Here is a 22,971-nt window from a genome sequence, read left to right as displayed (position 1 = left end):
CCCCGTCGACGGGGGTGTGGCCCAGGTCGGCTGGCTGATGATCGCCCTGCCGCTGCTCGGCGCCGCGGTCCTGCTCTTCGGCGGCCGCCGCACCGACGCGTGGGGCCCGGTCGTGGCCACGGTCCTGTCCTGGGCCTCCTTCGTCGTCGGCGTGCTGGTCATCCTGCAGCTGCGCGGCCAGGGGGCCGACGAGCGAGCCCTGCAGCTGACGATGTGGGACTGGGTCTCCGCCGGGGAGCTGGACCTGTCCGCCGGGCTCCTGATGGACCCGCTGTCGCTGACCTTCGTCATGCTCATCACCTTCGTCGGGTCCCTGATCCACGTCTACTCGCTGGGCTACATGGAGCACGACCCGGACAAGCGCCGGTTCTTCGGCTACCTCAACCTGTTCGTGGCCGCGATGCTGCTGCTGGTGCTGGCCGACTCCTACATGCTGCTGTTCGTCGGCTGGGAGGGCGTCGGCCTGGCGTCCTACCTGCTCATCGGCTTCTGGAACCACAACCCCGCCTACGCCACGGCCGCCAACAAGGCGTTCATCGTCAACCGGGTCGGTGACTTCGGGATGATCCTGGCGATGGCGCTGATGTTCGCCACCTTCGGTGCGCTCGACTACGCCACCGTCCACGGCGCGGCCTCCGGCGCCGGAGAGCTGACGCTGACGATGCTGGGCCTGCTGCTGCTCCTGGGCGCCTGCGCCAAGTCGGCGCAGTTCCCGCTGCAGAGCTGGCTGGGCGACGCGATGGCCGGCCCCACGCCGGTGTCCGCGCTGATCCACGCCGCGACCATGGTCACCGCCGGTGTCTACCTGGTGGCCCGGTCCCAGCACATCTTCAACCTGACCCCCGACGCCCAGCTGGCGGTCGTGGTGGTCGGGGCGATCACGCTGGTCTACGGGGCCGTGGTCGGCTGCGCCAAGGACGACATCAAGAAGGCGCTGGCCGCCTCGACCATGTCCCAGATCGGCTACATGATGCTGGCCGTCGGCCTGGGGCCGATCGGCTACACCTTCGCGATCTTCCACCTGGTGACGCACGGCTTCTTCAAGGCCGGCATGTTCCTCGGGGCCGGGTCGGTGATGCACGCCATGCGCGACCGGGTCGACATGCGCCGCTTCGGCTCGTTGTCGGGCCGCCTCAAGGTCACCTGGCTCACCTTCGCCGCCGGCTGGGCCGCCATCATCGGCGTGCCGCTGCTGTCCGGCTGGTGGAGCAAGGACCTCATCATCGAGGCAGCCTTCGTCGGCGAGGGCTGGCGCCCCTGGGTCTTCGGCCTGGCGACGCTGATCACCGCCGGCATCACGGCCTTCTACATGTCGCGGCTGTTCTTCATGACCTTCCACGGCAAGGCCCGCTGGGAGGACGACATCGACCCGCACGAGGCTCCGTTGGTCATGACCGTGCCGATGATGGTGCTGGCCGTGGGCTCCCTGGGCCTGGGTGCCCTGCTGTGGCCGACCGGCGTGCTGGACGCCTGGCTGGAGCCGGTCTTCGGCCACGCCGAGCACCACGAGCCGGTTATCCCGATCATCGCCATCCAGGTCGCGGTCTTCGTCCTCATGCTGGCCGGCGTCGCGCTCGCCTGGTTCCGCTACGGCCGGGAGGAGGTGCCGGTGACGGCCCCTCGGGGCAGCTTCGCCACCCGCGCCGCCCGCCGCGACCTGTTCCAGGACGACGTCAACGAGGCCTTCTTCCGCGCCCCCGGCGCCGCCCTGGTCGACACCATGGTCGAGACCGACCGCGAGGTCGTCGACGGCGGTCTGACCGGCGGGACGACCGGTGGCCTGACCGGCGCGGCGGGCGTGCTCCGCCGTGCCCAGAACGGGTTCGTCCGTTCCTATGCCCTGACGATGCTGCTCGGCGTCGTCGCCATCCTCGGTGCTGTGTGGGTGATGCAGTGATGAACTTTCCCTGGTTGACCACGCTGCTGGTGCTGCCGCTCGTCGGCGCCCTGGTGGTGGCGCTGCTGCCGCGGGCGAGCACCGCGGTGCGCCCGGTCGCGCTCGGCTTCTCCCTGGCCACCCTGGCCGTCGGGCTGGGCGCCCTGACCCAGTACCGGACCGGCTCCTCCGAGCAGTTCCAGCTCACCGAGGTGCACTCCTGGATCCCGCAGTTCGGGGTGTCCTACGCGCTCGGCGTCGACGGCATCTCGCTGACGATGATCCTGCTGGGCCTCGTCCTGGTCCCGGTGTGCATCCTGGCCGCCTGGAACGACGTCCCCGTGGACGGGCGCCGCCAGCACGTCTACTTCTCGCTGATGCTGACGCTGCTGGCCGCGATGGTGGGTGTGTTCGCCGCCATCGACGTGTTCCTGTTCTACGTCTTCTTCGAGGCCATGCTCATCCCGGTCTACTTCCTCATCGGGATGTTCGGCGGCGCCCGCCGCTGGAAGGCGGCCACGACCTTCCTGCTGTACTCCCTGGTCGGCGGGCTGATCATGCTCGTCGCGGTCATCGGCGTCTACCTCGCCGGTCCGCGCGGGACGGACGGGTTCCTGGTGACCAACCTGACCGGGCTGGACCTGTCGGTCTCGGCCGGCCGCTGGCTGTTCCTCGGCTTCTTCATCGCCTTCGCGATCAAGGCGCCGATGTGGCCGGTGCACACCTGGCTGCCGCTGGCCGCCGAGCAGGCGCGGCCGACGACGTCGGTGCTGCTGATCGGTGTCCTGGACAAGGTCGGCACCTACGGCATGATCCGGTTCTGCCTGGCCCTCTTCCCGGAGGCCAGCCAGTGGGCGACCCCGGTGATCCTGGCCCTGGCACTGATCTCGATGGTCGTCGGCGCCCTGCTGGCGATCGGGCAGAACGACATGCTGCGCCTGATCTCCTACACCTCGGTCAGCCACTTCGGCTTCATCGTCATGGGCATCTTCGCCTTCACCACGGTGGGCGGCTCGGGCGCGACCCTCTACATGATCAACCACGGCTTCACCACCGCCGGGCTGTTCCTCGTGGCCGGCATGCTCATCGCCCGCCACGGCTCGCGGGACATCCGCGACTACGGCGGCTGGCAGCGGGTCACCCCGCTCATCGCCGGCGTCCTGCTCTTCTCGGCGATGTCCGGGCTGGCGCTGCCCGGGCTGAACTCCTTCGTCAGCGAGTTCATGGTCGTCGTGGGCGTCTACCAGCGCTACACCTGGCTGGGCGTCCTGGCTGCCACCGGGGTCGTGCTCGCGGCGCTGTACATGCTGCTCATGTACCAGCGCATCGCGACCGGACCCAGGCCGGTGATGGCCGACGTGCCCGACATGACCGGGCGCGAGAAGCTCGTCGTCGCGCCGATCCTCGCCGCCTTCCTGCTCCTGGGGTTCTTCCCCAAGCCGGTGCTGGACGTGCTGGAGCCCGCGGTGCAGCAGTCGCTGCAGCACGTGGGGGCCACCGATCCCGCCCCGGCCGTCGACACCGCTACCGCTGAGGGGAGTGGCCGCTGATGACGGACCAGTTCGTCGCGCCCGCCATCGACTACATCGGGCTGCTGCCCCTGATCATCGTGCTCGTCGGGGCCCTCGCCGGGGTCATGGTCGAGGGCTTCGCCGGCCGCCGCACCAGGTATGCCGTGCAGCTGCCGCTCTCGGTGGCCACGCTCGTGGTGGCCTTCGTGGCCCTGGTCGTCCTCGGGCCCCGCAACCAGGGTCTGACCGCCGCCGACACCCTGGCTCTCGACGGACCCGCGCTGGTGCTGCAGGGGCTGCTGCTCCTGCTGTCCCTGCTGGGCCTGCTCGTCATGGCCGAGCGCCTCGGGGCGCAGCAGCCGGACGCGTTCACCCAGGCCGGGGCCGCGACGCCCGGGTCCCCGGAGGAGTCCTACGCGGTGCGTCACGGCGCCACCATGACCGAGGTCTTCCCGCTGGCCCTGCTGTCGGTCGCGGGCATGATGCTCTTCGTCTCCGCCAACGACCTGCTGCTGCTGTTCATCGCGCTCGAGGTGCTCTCGCTGCCGCTGTACGTCCTGACCGGCCTGGCGCGCCGCCGCCGTCTGCTGTCCCAGGAGGCCGCGCTGAAGTACTTCCTGCTCGGCTCCTTCAGCTCGGCGTTCTTCCTCTTCGGCGCGGTGCTGCTCTACGGCTACGCCGGGTCCATGCGCTTCGGCGACATCGCCGCGGCGGTCAGCGCCAACGTCGGCATGGACGGGCTGCTCGTCCCGGGCATCCTGCTCGTCGCCGTCGGCCTGCTGTTCAAGGTCGGCGCGGTGCCCTTCCACATGTGGACCCCCGACGTCTACCAGGGCGCGCCCACCCCGGTCACCGGCTTCATGGCGGCCTGCACGAAGGTCGCCGCCTTCGGCGCGATGCTGCGCGTGCTCTACGTGGCCGTCGAGGGCGCCCGGCTGGAGTGGCAGCCGGTCATCGCCGCCGTGGCGGCGCTGACGATGGTGGTGGGCGCCGTGCTCGCCATCGTGCAGACCGACGTCAAGCGGATCCTGGCCTACTCCTCCATCGCCCACGCCGGGTTCGTGCTGGTCGGCCTGATCTCCCTGGACCAGGCAGGCGTCTCCAGCACGATGTTCTACCTGGCGGCCTACGGCTTCATGACCATCCCGGCGTTCGCGATCGTCTTCCTGGTCCGCTCGGCCGGCACCGAGGCCACGCAGGTCGGGCAGTGGGCCGGCCTGGGCCGGCGCTCCCCGTGGGTGGCGGTGGCCTTCACCTTCCTCATGCTGGCGTTCACGGGTATCCCGCTGACGTCCGGCTTCACCGGCAAGTTCGCGGTCTTCTCGGCAGCGATCAGCCAGGGCTGGGCGTGGTTGGCCGTGATCGGCGTGCTCGCCAGCGCGGTGACCGCCTACATCTACTTCAAGCTCGTCGTGGTCATGTGGCTCGGCGACGACGCGACCGGAGACACCGCGGTGGTCACCCCGTCCCTGCTCACGACCTTCGCCATCGTCGCCGGCGTGGCCGTCACCCTGGCGCTGGGCGTCATGCCCTCGCCGCTGCTCGACCTGGCGCAGAGCACCGCCACCTTCCTGCGGTGACGGCGCCCGTCAGCCCCGCGGTGCCCGTCGCGTCCATCCCGGGCGTCGACGACGCGCTGCAGGCGCGGGTCGCCGACGGCATGACCGCGGTCGCGGCCCGGATGCTGGAGGTCGTCGACCACCACGACCCCTTCATCGCCGAGGCCTCGGGGCACCTGGCCGCCGCCGGCGGCAAGCGCTTCCGGCCGTTGCTGACCCTCCTGGCCAGCGAGGTCGGCTCCGGCTGGAACGACCGGGTGGTCGACGCCGCGGTCGGGGTCGAGCTGACCCACCTCGCGTCGCTCTACCACGACGACGTCATGGACGAGGCCGACCTGCGGCGCGGCGTGGACAGCGCCAACGCCCGCTACGGCAACGCCACGGCCATCCTCATCGGTGACCTGCTCTTCGGCACCGCGTCCTCGGTCGTCGCCGGGCTGGGCGCAGAGGCGGTCCGCATCCAGGCCGAGACGTTCGTGCGCCTGTGCGCGGGGCAGATCCGCGACGACCGGCAGACGCTGGACGCGGCGCCCGCGTCCGCCGCCCTGGCCGGTGACGCAGACGACCCGGCGGCGGTCACGGCATACCTGCAGATCCTGGCGGACAAGACCGGTGCCCTGATCGCCACCTCCGCGCGCTACGGCGCGATGTTCGGGGGGTGCGACGCGGCGACGGTGCGCACGCTGACCGACTACGCCGAACGGCTCGGCGTCGTCTTTCAGCTGGCCGACGACCTCCTCGACGTCGCCTCGCAGGCCGACACCTCCGGCAAGACCCCGGGGACCGACCTGCGCGAGGGCAAGGCCACCCTGCCGGTGCTCTACGCCCGCACCTCCACCGACCCCGCCGACGCCCGGTTGCTCGAGCTGACCCGCGGCCCGATCGAGGACCCCGACGACCTGGCCGAGGCGCTGGAGCTGCTGCGCGGCCACCGCGCGATGGGCCAGGCCCGGGCGCACGCCGCGCGCGTGGCCGACGAGGCCCGGGTGCTGCTCGACGGACTCGACCCCACCCCGGCCGTCGACGCCCTGCGCGCCCTGGTCGACGGTGTCGCCGAGCGCTCCGTCTGAGGGAGACTGGGCAGATGGACGCGCAGCACGACCGCATCAGGGTCTACCTGCTCGACGACCACGAGCTCGTCCGGCGGGGTCTGCACGACCTGCTGTCGGCCGAACCCGACCTGCAGATCGTGGGGGAGTCCGGCAGCGCGGTCCGGGCCACCCGCGAGATCGTCGACCTCGCCCCGGACGTCGCGGTGCTCGACGGCCGGCTGCCCGACGGGTCGGGGATCGAGGTATGCCGTGACGTGCGGGCCGCCAACCCCCAGATCCGTGCCCTGATCCTCACCAGCTACGACGACGACGAGGCGCTGTTCGCGGCGATCATGGCCGGGGCGGACGGCTACGTGCTCAAGCAGATCGCCGGCACCGACCTCGTCGACGGCATCCGCAGCATCGCCTCCGGCCGCTCCCTCATCGACCCCACGCTGGTGACCAAGGTGATGGACCGGCTGCGCCGCGGCGACCCCCAGGCCGACAAGCTGGCGCTGCTCACCGAGCAGGAACGACGCATCCTCGAGCTCATCGCCGAGGGGATGACCAACCGGCAGATCGCCCAGACGCTGTTCCTGGCGGAGAAGACCGTGAAGAACTACGTGACCAGCGTGCTGTCCAAGCTGGGGCTGGAGCGACGCACACAGGCTGCCGTGCTCGGGGCCAAGCTGTTCGACAAGTAGTCACGCACGGGGGCTTCGCCCCCCGTGAGCCCCCCATACTGCCTGGAGCTCGCTCCGCTCGCGCGACCTCTGGGTTCCGCCGAAGCAGGCTCCTGCGTCGCGCTTCGGCGGGCTCTCTCCGCGAGCGGTGCGCCCGCGCGGCGCGTGCTCCTACGTAGCGTAGGACGAAGGTCCCTCCGGAGTCCGGACCTCGTGCTCTACTACGGCTTGTCGGAATTTGGGAACCTTGAGTCAGCCAAGAAAAACACCACTGACCAAGGAGCTGGCTGACATGACCACCACGACCCGCAAGAGCGCCACCGTCGACACGACGAGCCTGCCCGTCGTCCACCCCGAGCGGCACGCCCTGCCCAGCGCGGCCGGCTACGCCCTCGGTGTCCTGCGCATCGCCTTCGGGTTCACCTTCCTGTGGGCCTTCGTCGACAAGCTGTTCGGCCTCGGCTTCGCCACCCCGGCAGAGCGTGCGGTCGTCAACGGCGGCTCGCCCACGACCGGATACCTCTCCGGCGTCGAGGGCCCGTTCGCCGGCATGTTCAACGCGATGGCCGGCAACGCCGTCATCGACGTCCTCTTCATGGCCGGTCTGCTGGGCATCGGTCTCACCCTCGTCCTCGGTGCCGGCGCCCGCATCGGCGCCCTGGCCGGAGTCGCGATGTACGCCTTCATGTACCTGGCCTCCCTGCCGACCGTCACCAACCCCTTCCTGGACGACCACCTCACCGGCGCCGTCGTGATGATCGTCATCGCCACCGTCCCGGCGGCGTGGAGCTACCTGGGCCTGGGTGGCTGGTGGGCACGGATCGCCCCGAAGTGGCTGCGCTGAGCGCCCGCTGACCGCGGAGGTCTAGACGGGCACGGACCACCGCAGCACGGTGCCGTGGGGCTCTCCCCGAGAGAGCTCCACGGCACCGCCGTGCTCGGCGGCGCGTGCGCGCACGTTGCCCAGGCCGCTCTCGACCGCGTCGGCGCCGATGCCGACGCCGTCGTCGCGCACGACCACCGAGAGCTGCTCGGCGGTCGCCTCCACCTCCACGGTCACCGAGCCCGCCCCGGCGTGCCTGGCCACGTTGGAGAGAGCCTCGCGCACGACCATGAGCACCTGGGTCTGCACCTCGTCGTCGGTCACGGCGTCGAGCGGACCGACGAGGTGCACCACGGGCGCGAAGCCCAGGGTGGGGGCGTAGGACTCGATGAGCTGGCGCAGGTCGGCGCGGAAGCTGCCGGCGCCGGCCCGGTGGCGCAGCTCGAAGATGGTCGCCCGGATGTCGCGGATGGTCTGGTCGAGCTCGCCCACCGCACCCTCGAGCCGCTCCACCACCTCCGGGTTCACCGCCCGGCGGCTGGCTCCCTGCAGGGTCAGCCCGACGGCGAAGAGCCGCTGGATGACCAGGTCGTGCAGGTCGCGGGCGATGCGGTCACGGTCCTGCAGCAGGGTGAGAAGGTCGTGCTCCCGCTCGCCCTGCTCGCGGTCGAGGATGACGGAGGCGTGCAGGGCGAGCGCGCTGAGCACGTCGCGCACCTGCTGCTGGGACACCCCGCGGGAGGGTTTCCAGCGGTGGACCGCCAGGACGACGACCTCCCCGGCGCGGGTGTCCACGGGCACCAGGCTCGTGCAGACCCGACGGTCGCTGCTGAGCTGGTCGCCCGCGGGCGTCGCCGACCAGTGGTGGGCGACGCCGGCGGCCATCACCTCGGTGAGGTCGGGGGCGAGGTCGGCCAGCACGGCTCCGGCGTCGTCGCCGCTGGCGGCGAGCACACGGTGCGCGCCCTCGGAGCGGGTGCCCACGAGCGCCACGGCCTCGGCCGAGGTCAGCTCGAGGACCCGCTGGGCGAGCAGCGGGAGGGTCACCTCGAGGTCGACCTGCTCCACGAGCGTGCGGTTGAGCTCCCACACCGTCTGGGTCACGCGCTCGTGCAGCTCGCTGACCCGGCGCTGCCGGAGGGTCTCGATGCGGGGGCCCATGGCGACCGCGATCCCGCGGACGACCGCACGCTCGCGGGGGCCCGGCGGCCGCGGCCACCGGGCCAGGTGGAGGGTGCCGAACTCCTGGCCACCGACGCGGATCTGGCCGCGCAGCACCGGCCCGCCCTCGCTGTCCTCGGGGCGCCCCTCCAGCAGGGAGACCGCCAGCGGGTCGTCCTCGTGCACCCCCTCGGTCAGGACCTGGGCCAGCCAGCCGGGGCGCGTGTCGTCGTCGATGGCCAGGAGGCCGGCGTCGGCCCCGGTCAGGGTGCGGGCGAGGCGCAGGCCGCGCCGCATCACCTCTCCGGCGTCGTCGTGCTCGCCGAGCTCCTCGACGGCGCGGAGGATCGCCAGGGTCTCCTCCGCCATCGGCGTGGGGTCTGTGGTGTCCATCGACCGCCCACGCTAGCCGACCGCCGGTGACGAACCGCGCGGCGCGGCGCACCGCATACCCTGGTGCCTCCCATCCCGACCCGCGGAAGGCCCCGATGAACTCCCGCCGCGCCCTCGCCGGGCTCCTGGCCATCCTGCCGCTCGCGGCGCTGCTCCTCGTCGTCGTGGTGCTGCCGCCGCCCCCGCGGGTGCCGACCCACTGGGCGGGCGCGCGCCCCGACGGGTGGACCGCGGGGCCGGCGTTCGTCTCGGGGGTGCTGACGGTCACGGTCCTGTGCGCGGTCGCGGCCGCGGCGATGGCCGTGCTGCAGCGCGCCGTTCCGCAGGCGTGGTCACGTTGGGTGGTCGCGACCACCGCGGCCGTGGGCTGGGGCGCCGTCGTGCTGTATGCCGTGACCGTGTGGCGCACCGGGGTCGACGGCCCGGAGCGGGTGGGGGCCGGCTGGGCACTGCTCGCGGTGGCGGCTGCCCTGGGGGCCGGCGCGGCCGCGTATGCCGTGCACGCGCGACGGGTGCCGGCACCGGAGGAGCTGCGGGAGCAGATCCCCGAGCGTGCCCGGGTGCAGCCGGTCCGGGGGCGGGCGGTCCGGCCCGTCGACGCCTGGGCCACCGAGATCTCCTCCACCACGCTGCGGGTCATCGGCTGGGGGTTGCTCGTCGTCTTCGCCGTGGTGAGCGTGCTCACCCTGGTCACCGGCGAGAGCCTGGCCCTCGTCGCCCTGGTCGTGCTGGTCGTGGGCGGCGCGGCAGGGCTGGCCCTGGCCTGGTCGGCGGTGCGGGTGCGCGTCGACGCCGAGGGCCTGTCCGTGCGCTCGCAGGTGCTGCCGCTGCAGCTCGCCCGGGTCCCGTCCGAGGGCGTCGCCGGCGTCGAGGTGCTCGACCTCGACCCGATGCAGTGGGGCGGGATCGGCCTGCGCGCCCTGCCCGAGCGGACGGCCTACATCGTGGACGGCGGGCCGGGGATCGTGGTCTGGAAGCGGGACGGGCGCCGGCTCGCGCTGCAGGTCACCGAGGGTGACGCTGCGGCGCGGGCCGGCGCCCGGGCGTTGCTGCAGGCGGCCGGTCAGCGGCTGGGGGAGAGCTCGGGCTCGTCCTCCTCCTGAGAGCCCGGCGCGCTGTCGTGGCCTCCCGCGGACGGGGTGTCGTCGCCGGTGCGGCCGAGCGCGCGCTCGAGCCGGGCACCCTCGACGTCGACGTCGGGCAGGATGCGGTCCAGCCACCGGGGCAGCCACCAGGCCTTCTCGCCCAGCAGCGACATCACGGCGGGCGTCAGCGTCATCCGGACCAGGAAGGCGTCCACGAGGACGCCGACGGCCAGGCCGAGGCCGATCGGCCGGACCATCGCCAGGTGGGCCCAGACGAACCCGGCGAACACCGAGATCATGATGATCGCGGCGGCTGTGACGACCCTGGCGCTGTGGTTGAAGCCGGTGACCACCGCGGTCCGGGCGTCCCGGCCGTGCACGCGCTCCTCGCGCATCGAGGACACCAGGAAGACCTGGTAGTCCATCGCCAGCCCGAACAGGATCCCGATGAGCAGGATCGGCAGGAACGACAGGATCGGTCCCGGCTCATGGACGTCGAAGACGGGTGAGAGGTGCCCGAGCTGGTAGACGGCCACGACCGCGCCGAAGGCGGCGACGATGCTCAGCAGGAAACCTCCGGTCGCCAGCAGCGGGATGACGACCGAGCGGAAGACCAGCAGCAGCAGGACCAGCGACAGGCCCACGACCACGAGCAGGTAGAGCGGCAGCGCGTCGGCCAGCTGGCCCGAGACGTCGATGTTGGCCACGGTCTGGCCGGTGAGCCCGATGCTCGCCCCGTGGTCCTGGCCGATCCGGTCGACGGCGCCGGAGAGCCGGTCGACGAGCGCCTCCGTCGACGCCTCGGCAGGTCCGCCCTCGGGCACGACCTGGAAGGCGAGCACGTCACGGTCGTCGCTGACGCCGGCCGGCAGGACGCGCACGACGCCCTCGACGGCGGCGAGCTCCTCGGCGATGTCCGCCTGGGCCTCCAGCAGCGCGGTCTCTCCCTCGCCCACGGGCGTGCCCAGCTCGGCGACGGCCACGATCGGCCCGTTGGTGCCGGCCCCGAAGGCCTCCCGGACGGTGTCGTAGGTGAGGTAGGCCGACGACCCGGCCGGCTCCGAGCTGCCGTCCGGGAGCCCGAGCCGCAGCTGGCTGGTCGGGTAGCCGAGCGCGGCGACCACGGCGACCACGCCGAGGACCGCCAGCCAGGGCCGACGCTGGACCACGGCTGCCCACCCGCGGTGCGTGTCCGCCTCCCGGACGTCCTGCTCGTGCGTCTCGTGGTCGTCCCCGGCGGCGAGGCTGGCGCGCGCCTTCCGGGGCAGCACCCGCGGGCCCAGCAGCGCCAGCAGCGCCGGGGTCAGCGTGATGGCCACGAGCACGGCGATGGCCACGGTCGCGGCGGCGACCAGGCCCATGGTGCCCAGGAAGGGGATGCCGGTGAGGGTGAGCGCGGCGAGGGCGATGATGACCGTCAGGCCGGCGAAGGTGACGGCGTTGCCGGACGTGCCGACGGCCAGCGCGATCGACTCGCGCACGGGCATCCGGTGACGCAGCTGCTGGCGGTGGCGGTTGATGAGGAACAGCGAGTAGTCGATGCCCACGGCCAGGCCCAGCATGAGCGCCAGGGCGGGGGTGATCGACTGCATGTCCACCCACTGGGACAGGGCCACCGCGCCGGTGAGGCCGACGCCGACGCCGACGAGGGCCATCAGCAGGGGCAGGCCGGCCGCGAGCACCGAGCCGAGCATGACGAGCAGCACGAGCGCCGCGACGACCAGGCCGATGACCTCACCGGGGCCCAGCAGCGTGGACAGGTCGTCGGTGATCTCCTTGGAGTAGGTGACGGTCACCCCGGCGTCGGCGAGGTCCCCGCCGACCGCCTGGATGGCCTCGGTCGTCTCCGGCGGGATGAGCCCGCCCGCGTCCTGGACCGACAGCTGGGTCATCGCGACCGTGCGGTCCTCGGTCACCAGCCGGAAGCCCTGGGTCAGGTCCGCCAGTCGCTGGCCGGCGGCCAGGTCGGCCTCGCCCTGCTCCAGCTCGGCGCGGCCGTCGGCGAGCTCCTGCTCGCCCTCGGCGATCTGCTCCTCGGCGGCCTCGAGCTGGGTACGGCTCTCCTCCAGCTGCGCCTCTCCGGCCGCGAGCTCGGCGGCGCCGGCGTCCAGCTCGGCCCGGCTGGCGTCCAGCTGGGCCTGGCCTGCGGCCAGCTGCTGGCGACCGTCCTCGATCTGTGCCTGCCCGGCGGCGATCTCCGCGCGCGCCTGCTCCGCCTGAGCGGGCGGGACCAGACCGGCGGCCACTCCCGCCTCCAGCTCCTGCAGCTGGGCGTCGAGCTGCGCCGCGGCCGCGTCCAGCTGCTGCGCCTGGGCGTCCAGCTCGGCCTGCCCGGCGTCGAGCTGCGCGCGGCCCTCCTCCAGCTGGGTGCGTGAGTCGGCGAGCTGCTGCTCACCCTCCTCCAGCTGGGCGCGCCCGTCGGCGAGCTCCTGGCGGCCGGACTCCAGGTCGGCCTCGCCCTGCTCGAGCTCGGCGCGGCCCTCCTCGAGCTGCTGCCTGCCCTCGGCGAGCTGCTCCTGGGAGGAGTCGACCTGGGCCTGGGCCTCGAAGGGGTCGGTGGCCGTGACGTCCGGCAGGTCGTTCCAGCGCTCGACGGCGTCGGCGACCGCCTCCTCCTGCTCGGGGGTGAAGGGCTGGTCGCTGCGGAAGGCGATCGTGCCGGTGGTGCCGGCGGCCTCGGGGATCTCCTCCTGGAGGGTCTCCAGCACCGCCTCGAAGCGGCTGCCGGGGATGGAGAACTCGTTGGACAGCGGCTTGGCGAGCGTCAGCATGCCCGTGACGGTCAGCGCCAGCAGGGCGGCCCAGGCGACGATGACGCGCCAGGGGTGGCGTGCGCACCAGCGTCCGAGGCGGTGCAGGAGGGTGGCCACGAGGGGTCCTTTCGGTCGTGCAGGTCGAGGATGTCTCCGGCAGGCCGACGCCGGCTCGCCGGGAGGGTGCGGGGGTCGGGCGGCGGCGGTGCGCTCAGGTGGGTGCCCAGCCGGCGGAGGCGTAGGCCAGCGCCCGGTCGAGCTCGGTGTGGAAGGCGGTGACCGCGGTCTCGTCGACGGGCGCCTGGGGGTCACGGCCGGCGATCCAGGTCTGCTCGGCAGCGGCGAAGCAGCTCATGATGGTGCTGGCCAGCGTGGCGACGTAGAGCTCGTCGGTGCCCGCAGGCAGCCGCCGGGTCAGCTCGCTCTCGAGCCAGGCGCCCCGGTCGGCCCAGATCGAGCGCTCCAGCGCCAGCAGCGAGTCGCTGGCGCCCTGGTCGGCGGCGTGCAGGTTGAGCACCGCGAGCCAGTCGAGGAGCTCGACCGGCAGGCTGACGGAGCTCAGCAGCGTGCGCACGCTCTCGATCGGCGGGGTGCCGCCGGCGAGGGCGCCGAGGGCGTCGGCCAGACGCTCGGTGTGGCTGCCGATGATCTCCGACAGCAGCCCGGCCACCCCGGGGAAGTAGTTGAAGAACGTGCGGCGGGAGATGCCCGCGGCCTCGGCGATCTGGTCGACGGTGACCTGGTCGACCGGCCGCTGGGCGACGAGCCCGCGGAGCGCGGTGACGATCGCCTCACGGGTCCGGGCCTTGTTGAGCTCGCGCCGCCCGAGCGCGCTCGTCCCTGTCACCCTCCCAGGGTAGGGACGAAGGTGCACGCCGTGCAAATCTGCACGAGGTGCAAGGAGGGGGGTCGGCGGCATACCCCTCACCCGGAGATCGCGCGTGCACGACCGCCCCACCGGAGTGGGTGGTGCACGTCCGGAGGGGGTATGGCGTGCACGGCGCACTCACGCAGGTGGCGTGTGCCCACGTCCGGAGGGGTATGGCGTGCACGGCGCACTCACGCGGGTGGCGTGTGCCCACGTCCGGCAGGCGCGGCTCGACCGTGTCAGGGGCAGCGGGGCTGCTGGCCGAGGGACTCGTCCACGACGCTCTCGCCGTCGTGCGGTTCCACCGGGCCGGCAGGGGTTGCCCCGGCGTCGTCGTCCGGTTCCGGCACGGCCGGCGGAGCGGTCGACGAAGGGACCGGCGCGAGCGGCGCTCCCGCCGCGGCTGCCGGGGCGGTCGAGGGTGCAGCTGCAGCTGCGGCTGCCCGGGCGCGGCGTCCGTCCCGTCGGGTGCGGTGCACGGCACCCAGCATGTCGACGGTGAGCACCGCGAGCGCGAGCCAGACCATGGCGAAGCCGACCCAGCGGGAGACCGGCACGTGCTCACCCATGACCAGCACGCCGATGAGCAGCTGCAGGAACGGCGTGAGGAACTGCAGCAGCCCGATCGTGGACAGCGGCACCCGCGAGGCCGCGGCGGCGAACAGCAGCAGGGGCACGGCCGTGGCGACCCCGGTGGAGACCAGCAGCAGCGTGTGCCCGGTGCCGTGACCCATGAACGTCGTCTCGTCGCGACCGGCGAGCCAGACCAGGATGGCGACGGCCACCGGCAGGATGACCAGAGACTCCCCGGCCAGCGAGCGCAGCGCCGACAGGGAGATGCCCAGCCGGTTCTTGAGCAGGCTGTAGCTGGCGAAGCTGAACGCCAGCGCCAGGGAGATCCACGGCGGCCGCCCGTAGTCGACGGTGAGGTAGACGGCGGCGACCGTGCCGATGCCCACGGCCACCCACTGCAGGCGGCGCAGCCGCTCGCGCAGCACGACGACGCCGAGGGCCACCGTCACCAGCGGGTTGAGGAAGTAGCCGAGGGCGGCCTCGGTGACGTGCCCGCTGAGCACGGCGTAGGTGTAGATGCCCCAGTTGGTGGCGATGAGCACCCCGGCACCGGCGACGCCGGCGAGGCGCCGTGGCCGGCGGGCGAGGTCGAGCAGCCAGCGCAGGTCGCGCAGGACCACCAGGACGATCGCGCAGAGCAGCAGCGTCCAGATGATCCGGTGGGCGACGATCTCCCACGGTCCGGCCGGCCGGAGGGTGGCGAAGTAGAGGGGGAAGGCGCCCCAGATCAGGTAGGCGAGGAAGCCGTAGAGCGTGCCCTGCTGCCGCCGCTGCTCCTCGCTCACTCCACCAGGGTCCGCTCACCCTCGTGGACGAGGGCGTCGCCCGCGGCCGGGATGGGGCCCTCGGTGGTCTCGCCCTCCAGGGTCTGCTCGGCCTCACCGGCCCGCGTGCCGTGCACGGTCCACGTGTCCGGGCCGTGCAGCAGCGCGGCCAGCGACTCCTCGCGCTCGGCCGGGGTGCTCGGCGCGTCCGTGCCGGCGGCGGCCCGCACCTGGGCGCGGACACCGTCGTCGTAGGTCGGGCGCTGCACCTGGCGGAAGATGCCCATCGGCACGTGCTGCATGGTCGGGTCGTCCAGCCGCGACAGCGCGAACGCGGTCGAGGGGTCGGCCTCGGCCGGGTCGTGGACGACGACCCGCGCCGGGTCGGCCTGCTCCTGCGGGACGACGGTCATGCGGCCGTGCTCGTCGCGGACGACGACGTGGTCAGCTCCGACGTGGACCGGCTCGCCGGCGCGCAGGTGCGCGATCCGGGCGGTCGCCTCGTCCTTGTCCTTGAGCAGCTGGAAGGCGCCGTCGTTGAAGATCGGGCAGTTCTGGTAGATCTCCACCAGCGCGGTGCCGCGGTGGGCCGCGGCGGCGCGCAGCACCTCCGTCAGGTGCGCGCGGTCGGAGTCCATCGTGCGCGCGACGAAGGTGGCCTCGGCGCCGATGGCCAGCGACACCGGGTTGAACGGGTGGTCCACCGACCCGGACGGGGTCGACTTCGTGACCGCACCCACGTCGGAGGTGGGGGAGTACTGGCCCTTGGTCAGCCCGTAGATCTTGTTGTTGAACAGCAGGATCGTCAGGTTGACGTTGCGGCGCATCGCGTGGATGAGGTGGTTGCCGCCGATCGAGAGCGCGTCGCCGTCACCGGTGACGACCCACACCGACAGGTCCTCGCGCGCGGTCGCCAGCCCGGTGGCGATCGCGGGGGCACGGCCGTGGATGGAGTGCATCCCGTAGGTGTCGAGGTAGTAGGGGAAGCGGCTGGAGCAGCCGATGCCGGAGACGAACACGATGTTCTCCCGGCGCAGCCCCAGCTCGGGCAGGAACCCCTGGACCGCGGCGAGCACGGCGTAGTCGCCGCAGCCGGGGCACCAGCGCACCTCCTGGTCGGAGGTGAAGTCCTTCTTGGTCAGCGCCGTGCCCTCGGCCAGGGTCGGGACACCGGTCGTCCCGTGGGTGGGCAGTCCCAGGTCCGTGCTCATGCGCGTGCCCCCATCGTCGTGTCGGAGACCTCCAGGAGGTGGCTGTGGATCACCTCGGCGAGCTCGGCCGCGGTGAACGGCAGGCCCCGCACCGCGGTGTGGCTGCGGACGTCGACCAGGTAGCGGCCGCGCAGCAGCAGGGCGAGCTGGCCCAGGTTCATCTCGGGCAGCACCACGCGCTCGTAGCGACGCAGCACCTCGCCGAGGTTGCTGGGGAAGGGGTGCAGGTGGCGCAGGTGCGCCCGGGCCACCTTGGCCCCGCTGGTGCGCGCCAGGCGGGTGGCCGCGGCGATCGGGCCGTAGGTCGACCCCCAGCCGAGCACGAGCAGCCGGGCGTCGCCGTCGGGGTCGTCCACCGTCAGGTCGGGTATGGAGTCCGCGATACGGTCGATCTTCGCCTGCCGCAGCCGGACCATCGTGTCGTGGTTGGTCGGGTCGTACGAGATGTGGCCGGTCACGTCGGCCTTCTCGATGCCGCCGATGCGGTGCTCCAGACCGGGGGTGCCGGGGACCGCCCACGGCCGGGCCAGGGTCAGCTCGTCGCGCAGGAAGGGGTGGAAGACCGGCTCGCCCTTCTCGTCCGTGGCGTTGGGCTCGGTGGCGTGCTCGACGGTCAGGTCGGGCAGGTCGCGCACGGACGGGACCGCCCACGGCTCGGAGCCGTTGCCGAGGTAGCCGTCGGAGAGCAGGATGACCGGGGTGCGGTAGGTGGTCGCGATGCGCACCGCCTCCATCGCCGAGGTGAAGCAGTCGCTGGGGGACTGGGCGGCCACGACCGCCACCGGCGACTCGCCGTTGCGGCCGTACATCGCCTGCAGCAGGTCGGCCTGCTCGGTCTTGGTCGGCAGGCCGGTCGAGGGGCCGCCGCGCTGGATGTCGATCACGACCAGCGGCAGCTCGGTGGAGACGGCCAGGCCGATGGTCTCGCTCTTGAGCGCCAGGCCCGGGCCCGAGGTGGTCGTGACCCCGAGCGCGCCGCCGAAGGAGGCGCCGAGCGCCATGCCCACCGCGGCGATCTCGTCCTCGGCCTGCAGCGTGGTGACGCCCTGCCCCTTCAGCGCCGACAGCTGGTGCAGGATGTCCGACGCCGGCGTGATCGGGTAGGAGCCGAGCACCAGCGGCAGGCCGGAGCGCTCGGCCGCGGCGACGAGGCCGAGCGCCATCGCCTGGTTGCCGGTGATCGTGCGGTAGGTGCCCGCCGGCATCGGCGCGGGGGCCACCTCGTAGCGGACCGCGAACCCCTCCGTCGTCTCCCCGTAGGCGTGCCCGGCGCGCAGCGCGACGAGGTTGGCCTCCAGGATCTGCGGGGCCTTGGCGAACTTCGCCCGCAGGAACGCCTCGGTGCCGGCGGTGTCGCGGGAGTAGAGCCAGGACAGCAGGCCCAGGGCCAGCATGTTCTTGGCCCGCTCCTTCTCCTTGCGCGTCAGGTCGAACTCCGCCAGCGCCTCGACGGTCATGCTCGTCAGCGGCAGCGCGTGGACGTGGTAGCCGGCCTGGGCGAGCGACCCGTCCTCCAGCGGGCTCACGGCATACCCGACCTTGGCCAGGTTGCGCTTGGTGAACTCGTCGGCGTTGGCGATGACCGTCGCGCCCCGGGGCAGGTCGGCCAGGTTGGCCTTCAGCGCCGCCGGGTTCATCGCGACGAGCACGTCCGGGGCGTCGCCCGGGGTGGCGATGTCGTGGTTGGCGAAGTGCAGCTGAAAGCTGGAAACGCCCGGCAGCGTGCCCTGGGGGGCCCGGATCTCCGCCGGGAAGTTGGGCAGGGTCGACAGGTCGTTGCCGAGCGAGGCGGTGTCCGAGGTGAAACGGTCACCGGTCAGCTGCATCCCGTCGCCGGAGTCCCCGGCGAAGCGGATGACCACCCGGTCGAGCTGGGTCAGGGGAGTCGAGGACATATCACGCATTAGCCTACGCCTCCGTAGCCTTATTGACTAAATCCCTCTAACGTGACGTCAACCACCTCCGGACGGCGCCCTGCCGCGGCCTCCGGGGCCGCCTCGCCGCTCAGCCGTGCCGGATGCAGCGGGTGGCCCAGGGCCGCGCCTCCAGCCGGTCCTGCGCGATCTGAGCGCCGCACACCTCGCAGGTGCCGTAGGTGCCGTCGTCGAGCCGGGAGGAGGCGGTCCGCACCTGGTCGAGCAGGCCCTGCAGCTTGTCGTGGGCGGTCACGGCGGTCAGCCGGTCCACCGCCATGGCCGTGCCGTCACCGACCCGCTTGCCGAACGAGATGCTGCCCTGCTCCTGCATGGGCCGGCTCAGCTGGTCCATCTGCTCCACGATCTCGGCCTCCTTGGCCCGGAGCGTCTCCCTCACCTCTGTCATGGTCCCAGGCTCCCACCAGCTCCGACGCCCCACCAGCCCGGCCACCGCGCCGCGCTCACCCCCGCAGCGCGCGCTGGGCGGCGAGGACGTCCTCGACCGTTCCGTCCTGGATCGCCCGCACGAGCCCGTCGACCGCGTCCTCGATCTGGTCGTACATGCGCACGTAGGCCTCCCGCGGCATGCCCCACGGGTCAGGGACGTCGCGCACCGCGGCGTCCGCGTCGCTGGCGAAGGCGCCGAGACGGACGACCTTCGCCGCGTCCTGGGGGGTGCGCGCCAGCGCGAGCACGTCGGCCTCGTTGGAGGCGTCCATGACCACGACGAGGTCCACCTCGTCGAAGTGATCGGCCGCGAGCTGCAGCGCCACCGAGGTGAAGGTGTAACCGCGGCCCTCGCCCTCCTCCCGCGAGACGGGATGCGGCTGGCTGCCGACGTGGTAGTCGGCCGTGCCGGCGGAGGTGACGGTCACGTCCGTGAGGCCGGCCTCCTCGAGCCGGCGGGCGAGCACGGCCTCGGCGGCGGGGGAGCGGCAGATGTTGCCCAGGCAGACGGTCATGATGCGCATGTCCCGAGTCTGTCAGGTGGACCCGGGCCACCCGCCCTTGCGGAGGGCCGTGTCCACCTGCCGCAGGAACGGCTCCGGGTCCAGGACCAGCGCGACGGCCGGGACCTCCAGCGCCGTCCGGTCCCCGACAGCGTGGTCGTTGCGTCTCAGCGCGTCGGAGACGGTCGCCAGCGCCTCGTAGTGCTGCACGCCGTTGACCTCGACGACGACGCCGTATGCGGTGAAGCGCACGTCGAGGTAGGTGCGCCCGCGTCGTGTGCGGACGAGTGCCTGGCGGTCCGGCTCGGGCCACCCGCCTCGCGGCCGAGCAGGGCGAGGTCGATCTTCGAGAGCGCCTGGGCGCCGTCCGCGACCAGCGGGACGAGCCGGGCGAGCACCCTGCGCCGTGGGCAGCGCCCGGTGGCTCCCCAGGCGCCCAGCAGACGGCCGGGATCCACGAGCCGCTGCTGCACCGTCATGGCGAGCAGGGTGGCGGCGGCGCGGTCGCTCCTCGCCCACATCGCCGCGCGCAGCGTCGCGACCTCACGGGACGTCCGCGGGACTCCCGCCGTCACCACGGTGCCGCGGTCGCGCAGCACGTGGACCCGGACCCCGGTGACCTCGCGGTGCCGCGCGCGCGCCGGGACCACTTCTGCAGTCCCCAGGCCTGAAGGGCTGAGACACCGTCGAGGCAGGCGTCACCACCCACCTCCCACACAGCACGTCGCCAGCGGGCTCACTCGTTGACCGGCCGGTCCCCCATGACGCTGACCGTCCGCAGACCCACCTTGTGCCACCGACCGGCCCTCACCTCGGCACGGACCTCCTCGTAGGTGAGGCCGATGTCCCTGAGCTGCCTCATGCTCACCACCCCGTCCTGGTCGTCAGCCAGCTCGGCACGGACCCGCCGGCGACGCTCCGCGCCGCGGATCCGGCGCGCCCGCAGGTGGCTGCCGAAGGGTGACGCGGAGGGCTCGGCGGACATGGGTGACAGCCTGCCCGACCCGCTCGGCCCGCCTGACGGTCCTTGTGGACAACCCGCGTCCGGCACTGTCGGTCCTGCACCTGCCGGGGCGATAGGGCGACGAGCGCAGGACCGAGAGGTGCGGGACGGTGCCCCGGGCAGGCTCCTGACAGGATGGGCGCCATGTCCGCCACCGGCACCCCGTCCCGGACGACGCACGACGGCCGTCCGGCGCTCACCAAGCGGCTGCGGGACGCCCCGCCGCTGTTCTTCGAGCGTGAGGCCGCGGGGCTGCGGGCGCTCGCCGCGGCCGGCGCCCGCGTCCCGGAGGTCCTGGCCGTCGACGGCACCAGCATCACGGTCAGCTGGGTCGAGCAGGGTCACGAGCGCACGCCCGCCTCGGAGGAGCGGTTCGGCCGCGAGCTGGCGGACCTGCACCGGACCACCGGCGAGCGCTACGGCTCCGTCGACGGCGAGCCCACTGCATACCTGGGGGCCTGCCCCGTCGACCTGACGCCGACCGACACCTGGCACGAGTCCTGGGTCGGCCGGCGCGTGGTCCCGCTCGCCCGCCGGGCCGCCGACGAGGGCCGTCTCGACCCGGCGACCGCGGTGCTCGCCGAGGACCTGGACGCCGCGCGCCTCGGGCCGCCCGAGCCCCCGACCCTCGTGCACGGCGACCTGTGGGGCGGCAACCGGCTCCTGGACCCGCAGGGCCGCAGCTGGCTCATCGACCCGTGCGCCCACTACGGCCACCGGGAGGTCGACCTGGCGATGATGCAGCTCTTCGGCGGCTTCAGCGGCCGGGTGTTCGCCGCCTACGTCCGGGAGCACCCGCTGGCCGACGGCTGGGAGCAGCGGATCCCGGCCTACCAGACGGTGCCGCTGCTGGTGCACGCGCTGCTCTTCGGCGGCGGCTACGGCGTGCAGGCGGGCGACGCGCTGCGGGCGGCGGTCCGGTGACCGGGCCCCGGGCGCCGCGCACGGACGCCGAGGTCCCGGCCTACCTCGCGGGCCTCGGCGTGCCGGGGCTGGCCGACGTGCACGTGCACTTCCACCCCGACCGGCTCATGGAGCGCATCTGGGCCTACTTCGACGAGGGCGAGCGGCACTACGGGATGCCCTGGCCCATCCACTACCGGACCGGGGCGGAGGAGCGCCTGCGGACCCTGGCCGAGCTGGGGGTGCACGACGTCCCCGCGCTCACCTACGCCCACCGGCCGGGGATGGCCGCCTCGCTCAACGCCTGGTGCCGGGAGTTCGCCGACGCCCACCCGCAGGTGCTGCGCTGCGCGACCCTCTACCCGGAGGAGGGCGTGACGGACTACGTCGCGCAGGCCGTCCGCGACGGCGTGCAGCTGGTCAAGGTGCACGTCACGGTCAGCGACCTGGCCCCGGACGACGAGCGGCTCGGGCAGGCCTGGGGGCTGCTGGCGCGGGCGGGGGTGCCGGTCGTCATCCACGCCGGGCACGGCCCGCGGGAGGGGCGCTTCAGCGGGCCCGAGCGCGTGGCGCGGGTGCTGGCGGACCACCCGGACCTGACCCTGGTCGTGGCGCACATGGGGATGCCGGACTACGACGCGTTCGCCGACCTGGTCGAGGCGCACGAGAGAGTCCACCTCGACACCACGATGGTCGGCACCGACTTCATGGAGCGGGTCGCTCCCGTGCCGGCCCGCTTCCTCGGCCGCCTCGCCGAGCTGCGCCCCCGGGTGCTGCTGGGCACCGACTTCCCCAACATCCCCTACCCCTACGCCCACCAGCTCGAGGCGCTGCACCGCTGGGGTCTGGGGGAGGACTGGCTGCGGGACGTGCTGTGGCACAACGGGCGCCGGCTGCTCGGGCTGGACGCATCCGTGCCGCCGTCCGGTGGTGCGCCGGTGCGGGGCTGACCGTCAGGGACCCTCGAGCACCTCGCGCAGCCGCGCGGCGAACTCCCGCGGCCGGCCCGGCCACGGCCCGTCCTCGGCGGCGAAGCCGCCGTGGTGGCTGGGGAAGACGACCGCCTCCTGGCCCAGCAGCGCGGCGGTGGCGCGGGCGGTCCGGGCGGTGAGCGTGTCCCCGGTCTCCTCGCCGACGGCCAGCACGACCCGGGTCGGCGCCGCGGCCAGCGCCTCGACGTCGGGACGGTAGTCGGTGACCTCCGCTGACCGGTCGCTGAGCAGCGGGTCGTCACGGGAGCCGTCGTCCTCGGTCGGCAGGCCCAGCTGTGCAGGGTCCGGGGCCGGCGTGCGCAGGTAGTCCTCGGTGAACTCGCCCTGCCACATGGTCATCGCGACGAACGCCGCCATCCCGTGTCCCCAGCCGTGCCGGGCGTAGACGTCCTGCACCGCCTCACCCGCCCGCCGTGCCAGGTCGGCGTCCGGCAGCACGCCCACGAGCGGGGGCTCGTGGGCGACCAGCGTGACGACGTCCTGCGGGTATGCCGTCACGAGCGCGAGCCCGGTGACCGCACCACCGCTGCTGGCGAAGACCTCCACCGGCCCGACGCCCAGCTCGGTGATGACCGCGTGCAGGTCCTCGGCCTGCACCGTCGGGGACGCGGTGAGCGAACCGTCGCTGCGGGTGCTGCGACCGACGCCGCGCGGGTCGTAGGTGACGACCGTGCGCTCGGGCAGCTGCGCCGCCAGCGCGGCGAAGCCGCCGGCGTCCATCGGCTGGCCCACCATGAGCAGGGGCGGGCGTCCGTCGTCGGGCGGGAGGGGGCCGTGGACGTCGTAGACGACCGAGGCGCCGTCGGTGGCGAGGGTGCGGGTGGTGACCATGACCTGCAGACCCCGGCCGGGGCGCGGACTCATCGGTGGGCTCGGCAGCGGGCGTGAGAGGGCGCGCCGGGCGTAGGGTCGGCAG

21 protein-coding genes are annotated in these 22,971 nt (G+C 73.1%); 10 read left to right on the top strand and 11 right to left on the bottom strand.

What is annotated here, in order from left to right:
* Window positions 1-37: 37 nt before the first annotated feature.
* The 6 genes from nuoL (at window position 38) to K330_RS18155 (ending at window position 7,504) form a co-directional block, all read left to right on the top strand.
* The gene (gene nuoL / locus K330_RS0100605) at window positions 38-1,897 is read left to right on the top strand and encodes an NADH-quinone oxidoreductase subunit L (RefSeq protein WP_084616998.1); all 1,860 of its coding nucleotides are present in this window, start codon (window positions 38-40) and stop codon (window positions 1,895-1,897) included.
* A complete protein-coding gene (locus K330_RS0100600; RefSeq protein ID WP_022919919.1) occupies window positions 1,897-3,426 on the top strand; it encodes an NADH-quinone oxidoreductase subunit M in 1,530 nt (509 codons plus the stop codon). Before nuoL ends, K330_RS0100600 begins: the two co-directional genes overlap by 1 nt.
* Window positions 3,426-4,967, top strand: coding sequence for an NADH-quinone oxidoreductase subunit NuoN (gene nuoN / locus K330_RS0100595; protein ID WP_022919918.1), 1,542 nt, complete (start codon window positions 3,426-3,428; stop codon window positions 4,965-4,967). Before K330_RS0100600 ends, nuoN begins: the two co-directional genes overlap by 1 nt.
* Window positions 4,964-6,016 carry a polyprenyl synthetase family protein gene (locus K330_RS0100590; protein ID WP_022919917.1) on the top strand — a complete coding sequence of 351 codons (1,053 nt, stop codon included), beginning with the start codon at window positions 4,964-4,966 and terminating at the stop codon, window positions 6,014-6,016. The genes nuoN and K330_RS0100590 overlap by 4 nt, the downstream gene beginning before the upstream one ends.
* A 14-nt stretch (window positions 6,017-6,030) precedes the next feature.
* Entirely contained in the window at window positions 6,031-6,681 is a 651-nt protein-coding gene (locus K330_RS0100585) for a response regulator (protein ID WP_022919916.1), read from the top strand.
* A gap of 271 nt (window positions 6,682-6,952) precedes the next feature.
* Entirely contained in the window at window positions 6,953-7,504 is a 552-nt protein-coding gene (locus K330_RS18155; protein ID WP_040657526.1) for a hypothetical protein, read from the top strand.
* Window positions 7,505-7,525: 21 nt separating this feature from the next.
* Here K330_RS18155 and K330_RS24420 read toward each other — a convergent pair whose 3' ends face one another.
* Entirely contained in the window at window positions 7,526-9,037 is a 1,512-nt protein-coding gene (locus K330_RS24420; protein WP_156875627.1) for a sensor histidine kinase, read from the bottom strand.
* 26 nt (window positions 9,038-9,063) lie between these two features.
* Between K330_RS24420 and K330_RS0100570 the strand changes: the two genes are divergently transcribed.
* The gene (locus K330_RS0100570) at window positions 9,064-10,140 is read left to right on the top strand and encodes a hypothetical protein (protein WP_156875626.1); all 1,077 of its coding nucleotides are present in this window, start codon (window positions 9,064-9,066) and stop codon (window positions 10,138-10,140) included.
* On the opposite strand, the gene K330_RS0100565 is transcribed toward K330_RS0100570, so the two are convergent.
* The 8 genes from K330_RS0100565 to K330_RS0100530 all read right to left on the bottom strand — a co-directional run bounded on the left by K330_RS0100565 (window position 10,101) and on the right by K330_RS0100530 (window position 19,409).
* Entirely contained in the window at window positions 10,101-12,992 is a 2,892-nt protein-coding gene (locus K330_RS0100565; protein ID WP_022919912.1) for an MMPL family transporter, read from the bottom strand. The genes K330_RS0100570 and K330_RS0100565 overlap by 40 nt on opposite strands.
* Before the next feature lie 94 nt (window positions 12,993-13,086).
* Window positions 13,087-13,722, bottom strand: coding sequence for a TetR/AcrR family transcriptional regulator (locus tag K330_RS23980; protein ID WP_029202161.1), 636 nt, complete (start codon window positions 13,720-13,722; stop codon window positions 13,087-13,089).
* A gap of 260 nt (window positions 13,723-13,982) precedes the next feature.
* Entirely contained in the window at window positions 13,983-15,101 is a 1,119-nt protein-coding gene (gene rarD / locus K330_RS18145; RefSeq protein ID WP_022919910.1) for an EamA family transporter RarD, read from the bottom strand.
* On the bottom strand, window positions 15,098-16,291 hold the full coding sequence (locus K330_RS0100550; RefSeq protein WP_022919909.1) for a 2-oxoacid:ferredoxin oxidoreductase subunit beta: 1,194 nt from the start codon (window positions 16,289-16,291) through the stop codon (window positions 15,098-15,100). Before K330_RS0100550 ends, rarD begins: the two co-directional genes overlap by 4 nt.
* Window positions 16,288-18,186 carry a 2-oxoacid:acceptor oxidoreductase subunit alpha gene (locus K330_RS18140; RefSeq protein WP_022919908.1) on the bottom strand — a complete coding sequence of 633 codons (1,899 nt, stop codon included), beginning with the start codon at window positions 18,184-18,186 and terminating at the stop codon, window positions 16,288-16,290. The genes K330_RS0100550 and K330_RS18140 overlap by 4 nt, the downstream gene beginning before the upstream one ends.
* 109 nt (window positions 18,187-18,295) lie before the next feature.
* Window positions 18,296-18,613, bottom strand: a complete 318-nt coding sequence (locus tag K330_RS18135) for a TraR/DksA family transcriptional regulator (protein ID WP_022919907.1) — start codon at window positions 18,611-18,613, stop codon at window positions 18,296-18,298.
* 55 nt (window positions 18,614-18,668) lie between these two features.
* On the bottom strand, window positions 18,669-19,178 hold the full coding sequence (locus K330_RS0100535; RefSeq protein WP_022919906.1) for a low molecular weight protein-tyrosine-phosphatase: 510 nt from the start codon (window positions 19,176-19,178) through the stop codon (window positions 18,669-18,671).
* Window positions 19,179-19,190: 12 nt separating this feature from the next.
* On the bottom strand, window positions 19,191-19,409 hold the full coding sequence (locus tag K330_RS0100530) for a hypothetical protein (protein ID WP_022919905.1): 219 nt from the start codon (window positions 19,407-19,409) through the stop codon (window positions 19,191-19,193).
* A 35-nt stretch (window positions 19,410-19,444) separates the two neighbouring features.
* Here K330_RS0100530 and K330_RS23475 point away from each other — a divergent pair, with 35 nt between their 5' ends.
* On the top strand, window positions 19,445-19,828 hold the full coding sequence (locus K330_RS23475) for a hypothetical protein (RefSeq protein WP_156875625.1): 384 nt from the start codon (window positions 19,445-19,447) through the stop codon (window positions 19,826-19,828).
* A gap of 65 nt (window positions 19,829-19,893) precedes the next feature.
* On the opposite strand, the gene K330_RS0100525 is transcribed toward K330_RS23475, so the two are convergent.
* Window positions 19,894-20,142, bottom strand: a complete 249-nt coding sequence (locus K330_RS0100525) for a hypothetical protein (RefSeq protein ID WP_022919904.1) — start codon at window positions 20,140-20,142, stop codon at window positions 19,894-19,896.
* A gap of 162 nt (window positions 20,143-20,304) precedes the next feature.
* Here K330_RS0100525 and K330_RS0100520 point away from each other — a divergent pair, with 162 nt between their 5' ends.
* Both K330_RS0100520 and K330_RS0100515 read left to right on the top strand, forming a co-directional pair.
* Window positions 20,305-21,084, top strand: a complete 780-nt coding sequence (locus tag K330_RS0100520) for a fructosamine kinase family protein (RefSeq protein ID WP_022919903.1) — start codon at window positions 20,305-20,307, stop codon at window positions 21,082-21,084.
* Complete coding sequence (locus K330_RS0100515) at window positions 21,081-22,013, top strand: amidohydrolase family protein (protein WP_022919902.1); 933 nt, start codon at window positions 21,081-21,083, stop codon at window positions 22,011-22,013. The genes K330_RS0100520 and K330_RS0100515 overlap by 4 nt, the downstream gene beginning before the upstream one ends.
* Before the next feature lie 3 nt (window positions 22,014-22,016).
* Here K330_RS0100515 and K330_RS0100510 read toward each other — a convergent pair whose 3' ends face one another.
* The gene (locus tag K330_RS0100510; RefSeq protein WP_229665844.1) at window positions 22,017-22,919 is read right to left on the bottom strand and encodes an alpha/beta fold hydrolase; all 903 of its coding nucleotides are present in this window, start codon (window positions 22,917-22,919) and stop codon (window positions 22,017-22,019) included.
* Window positions 22,920-22,971 lie beyond the last annotated feature (52 nt).

Source organism: Ornithinimicrobium pekingense DSM 21552 (genome assembly GCF_000421185.1).
GTDB lineage: Bacteria > Actinomycetota > Actinomycetes > Actinomycetales > Dermatophilaceae > Ornithinicoccus > Ornithinicoccus pekingensis.
This window is presented reverse-complemented; position numbering and strand designations above follow the sequence as displayed.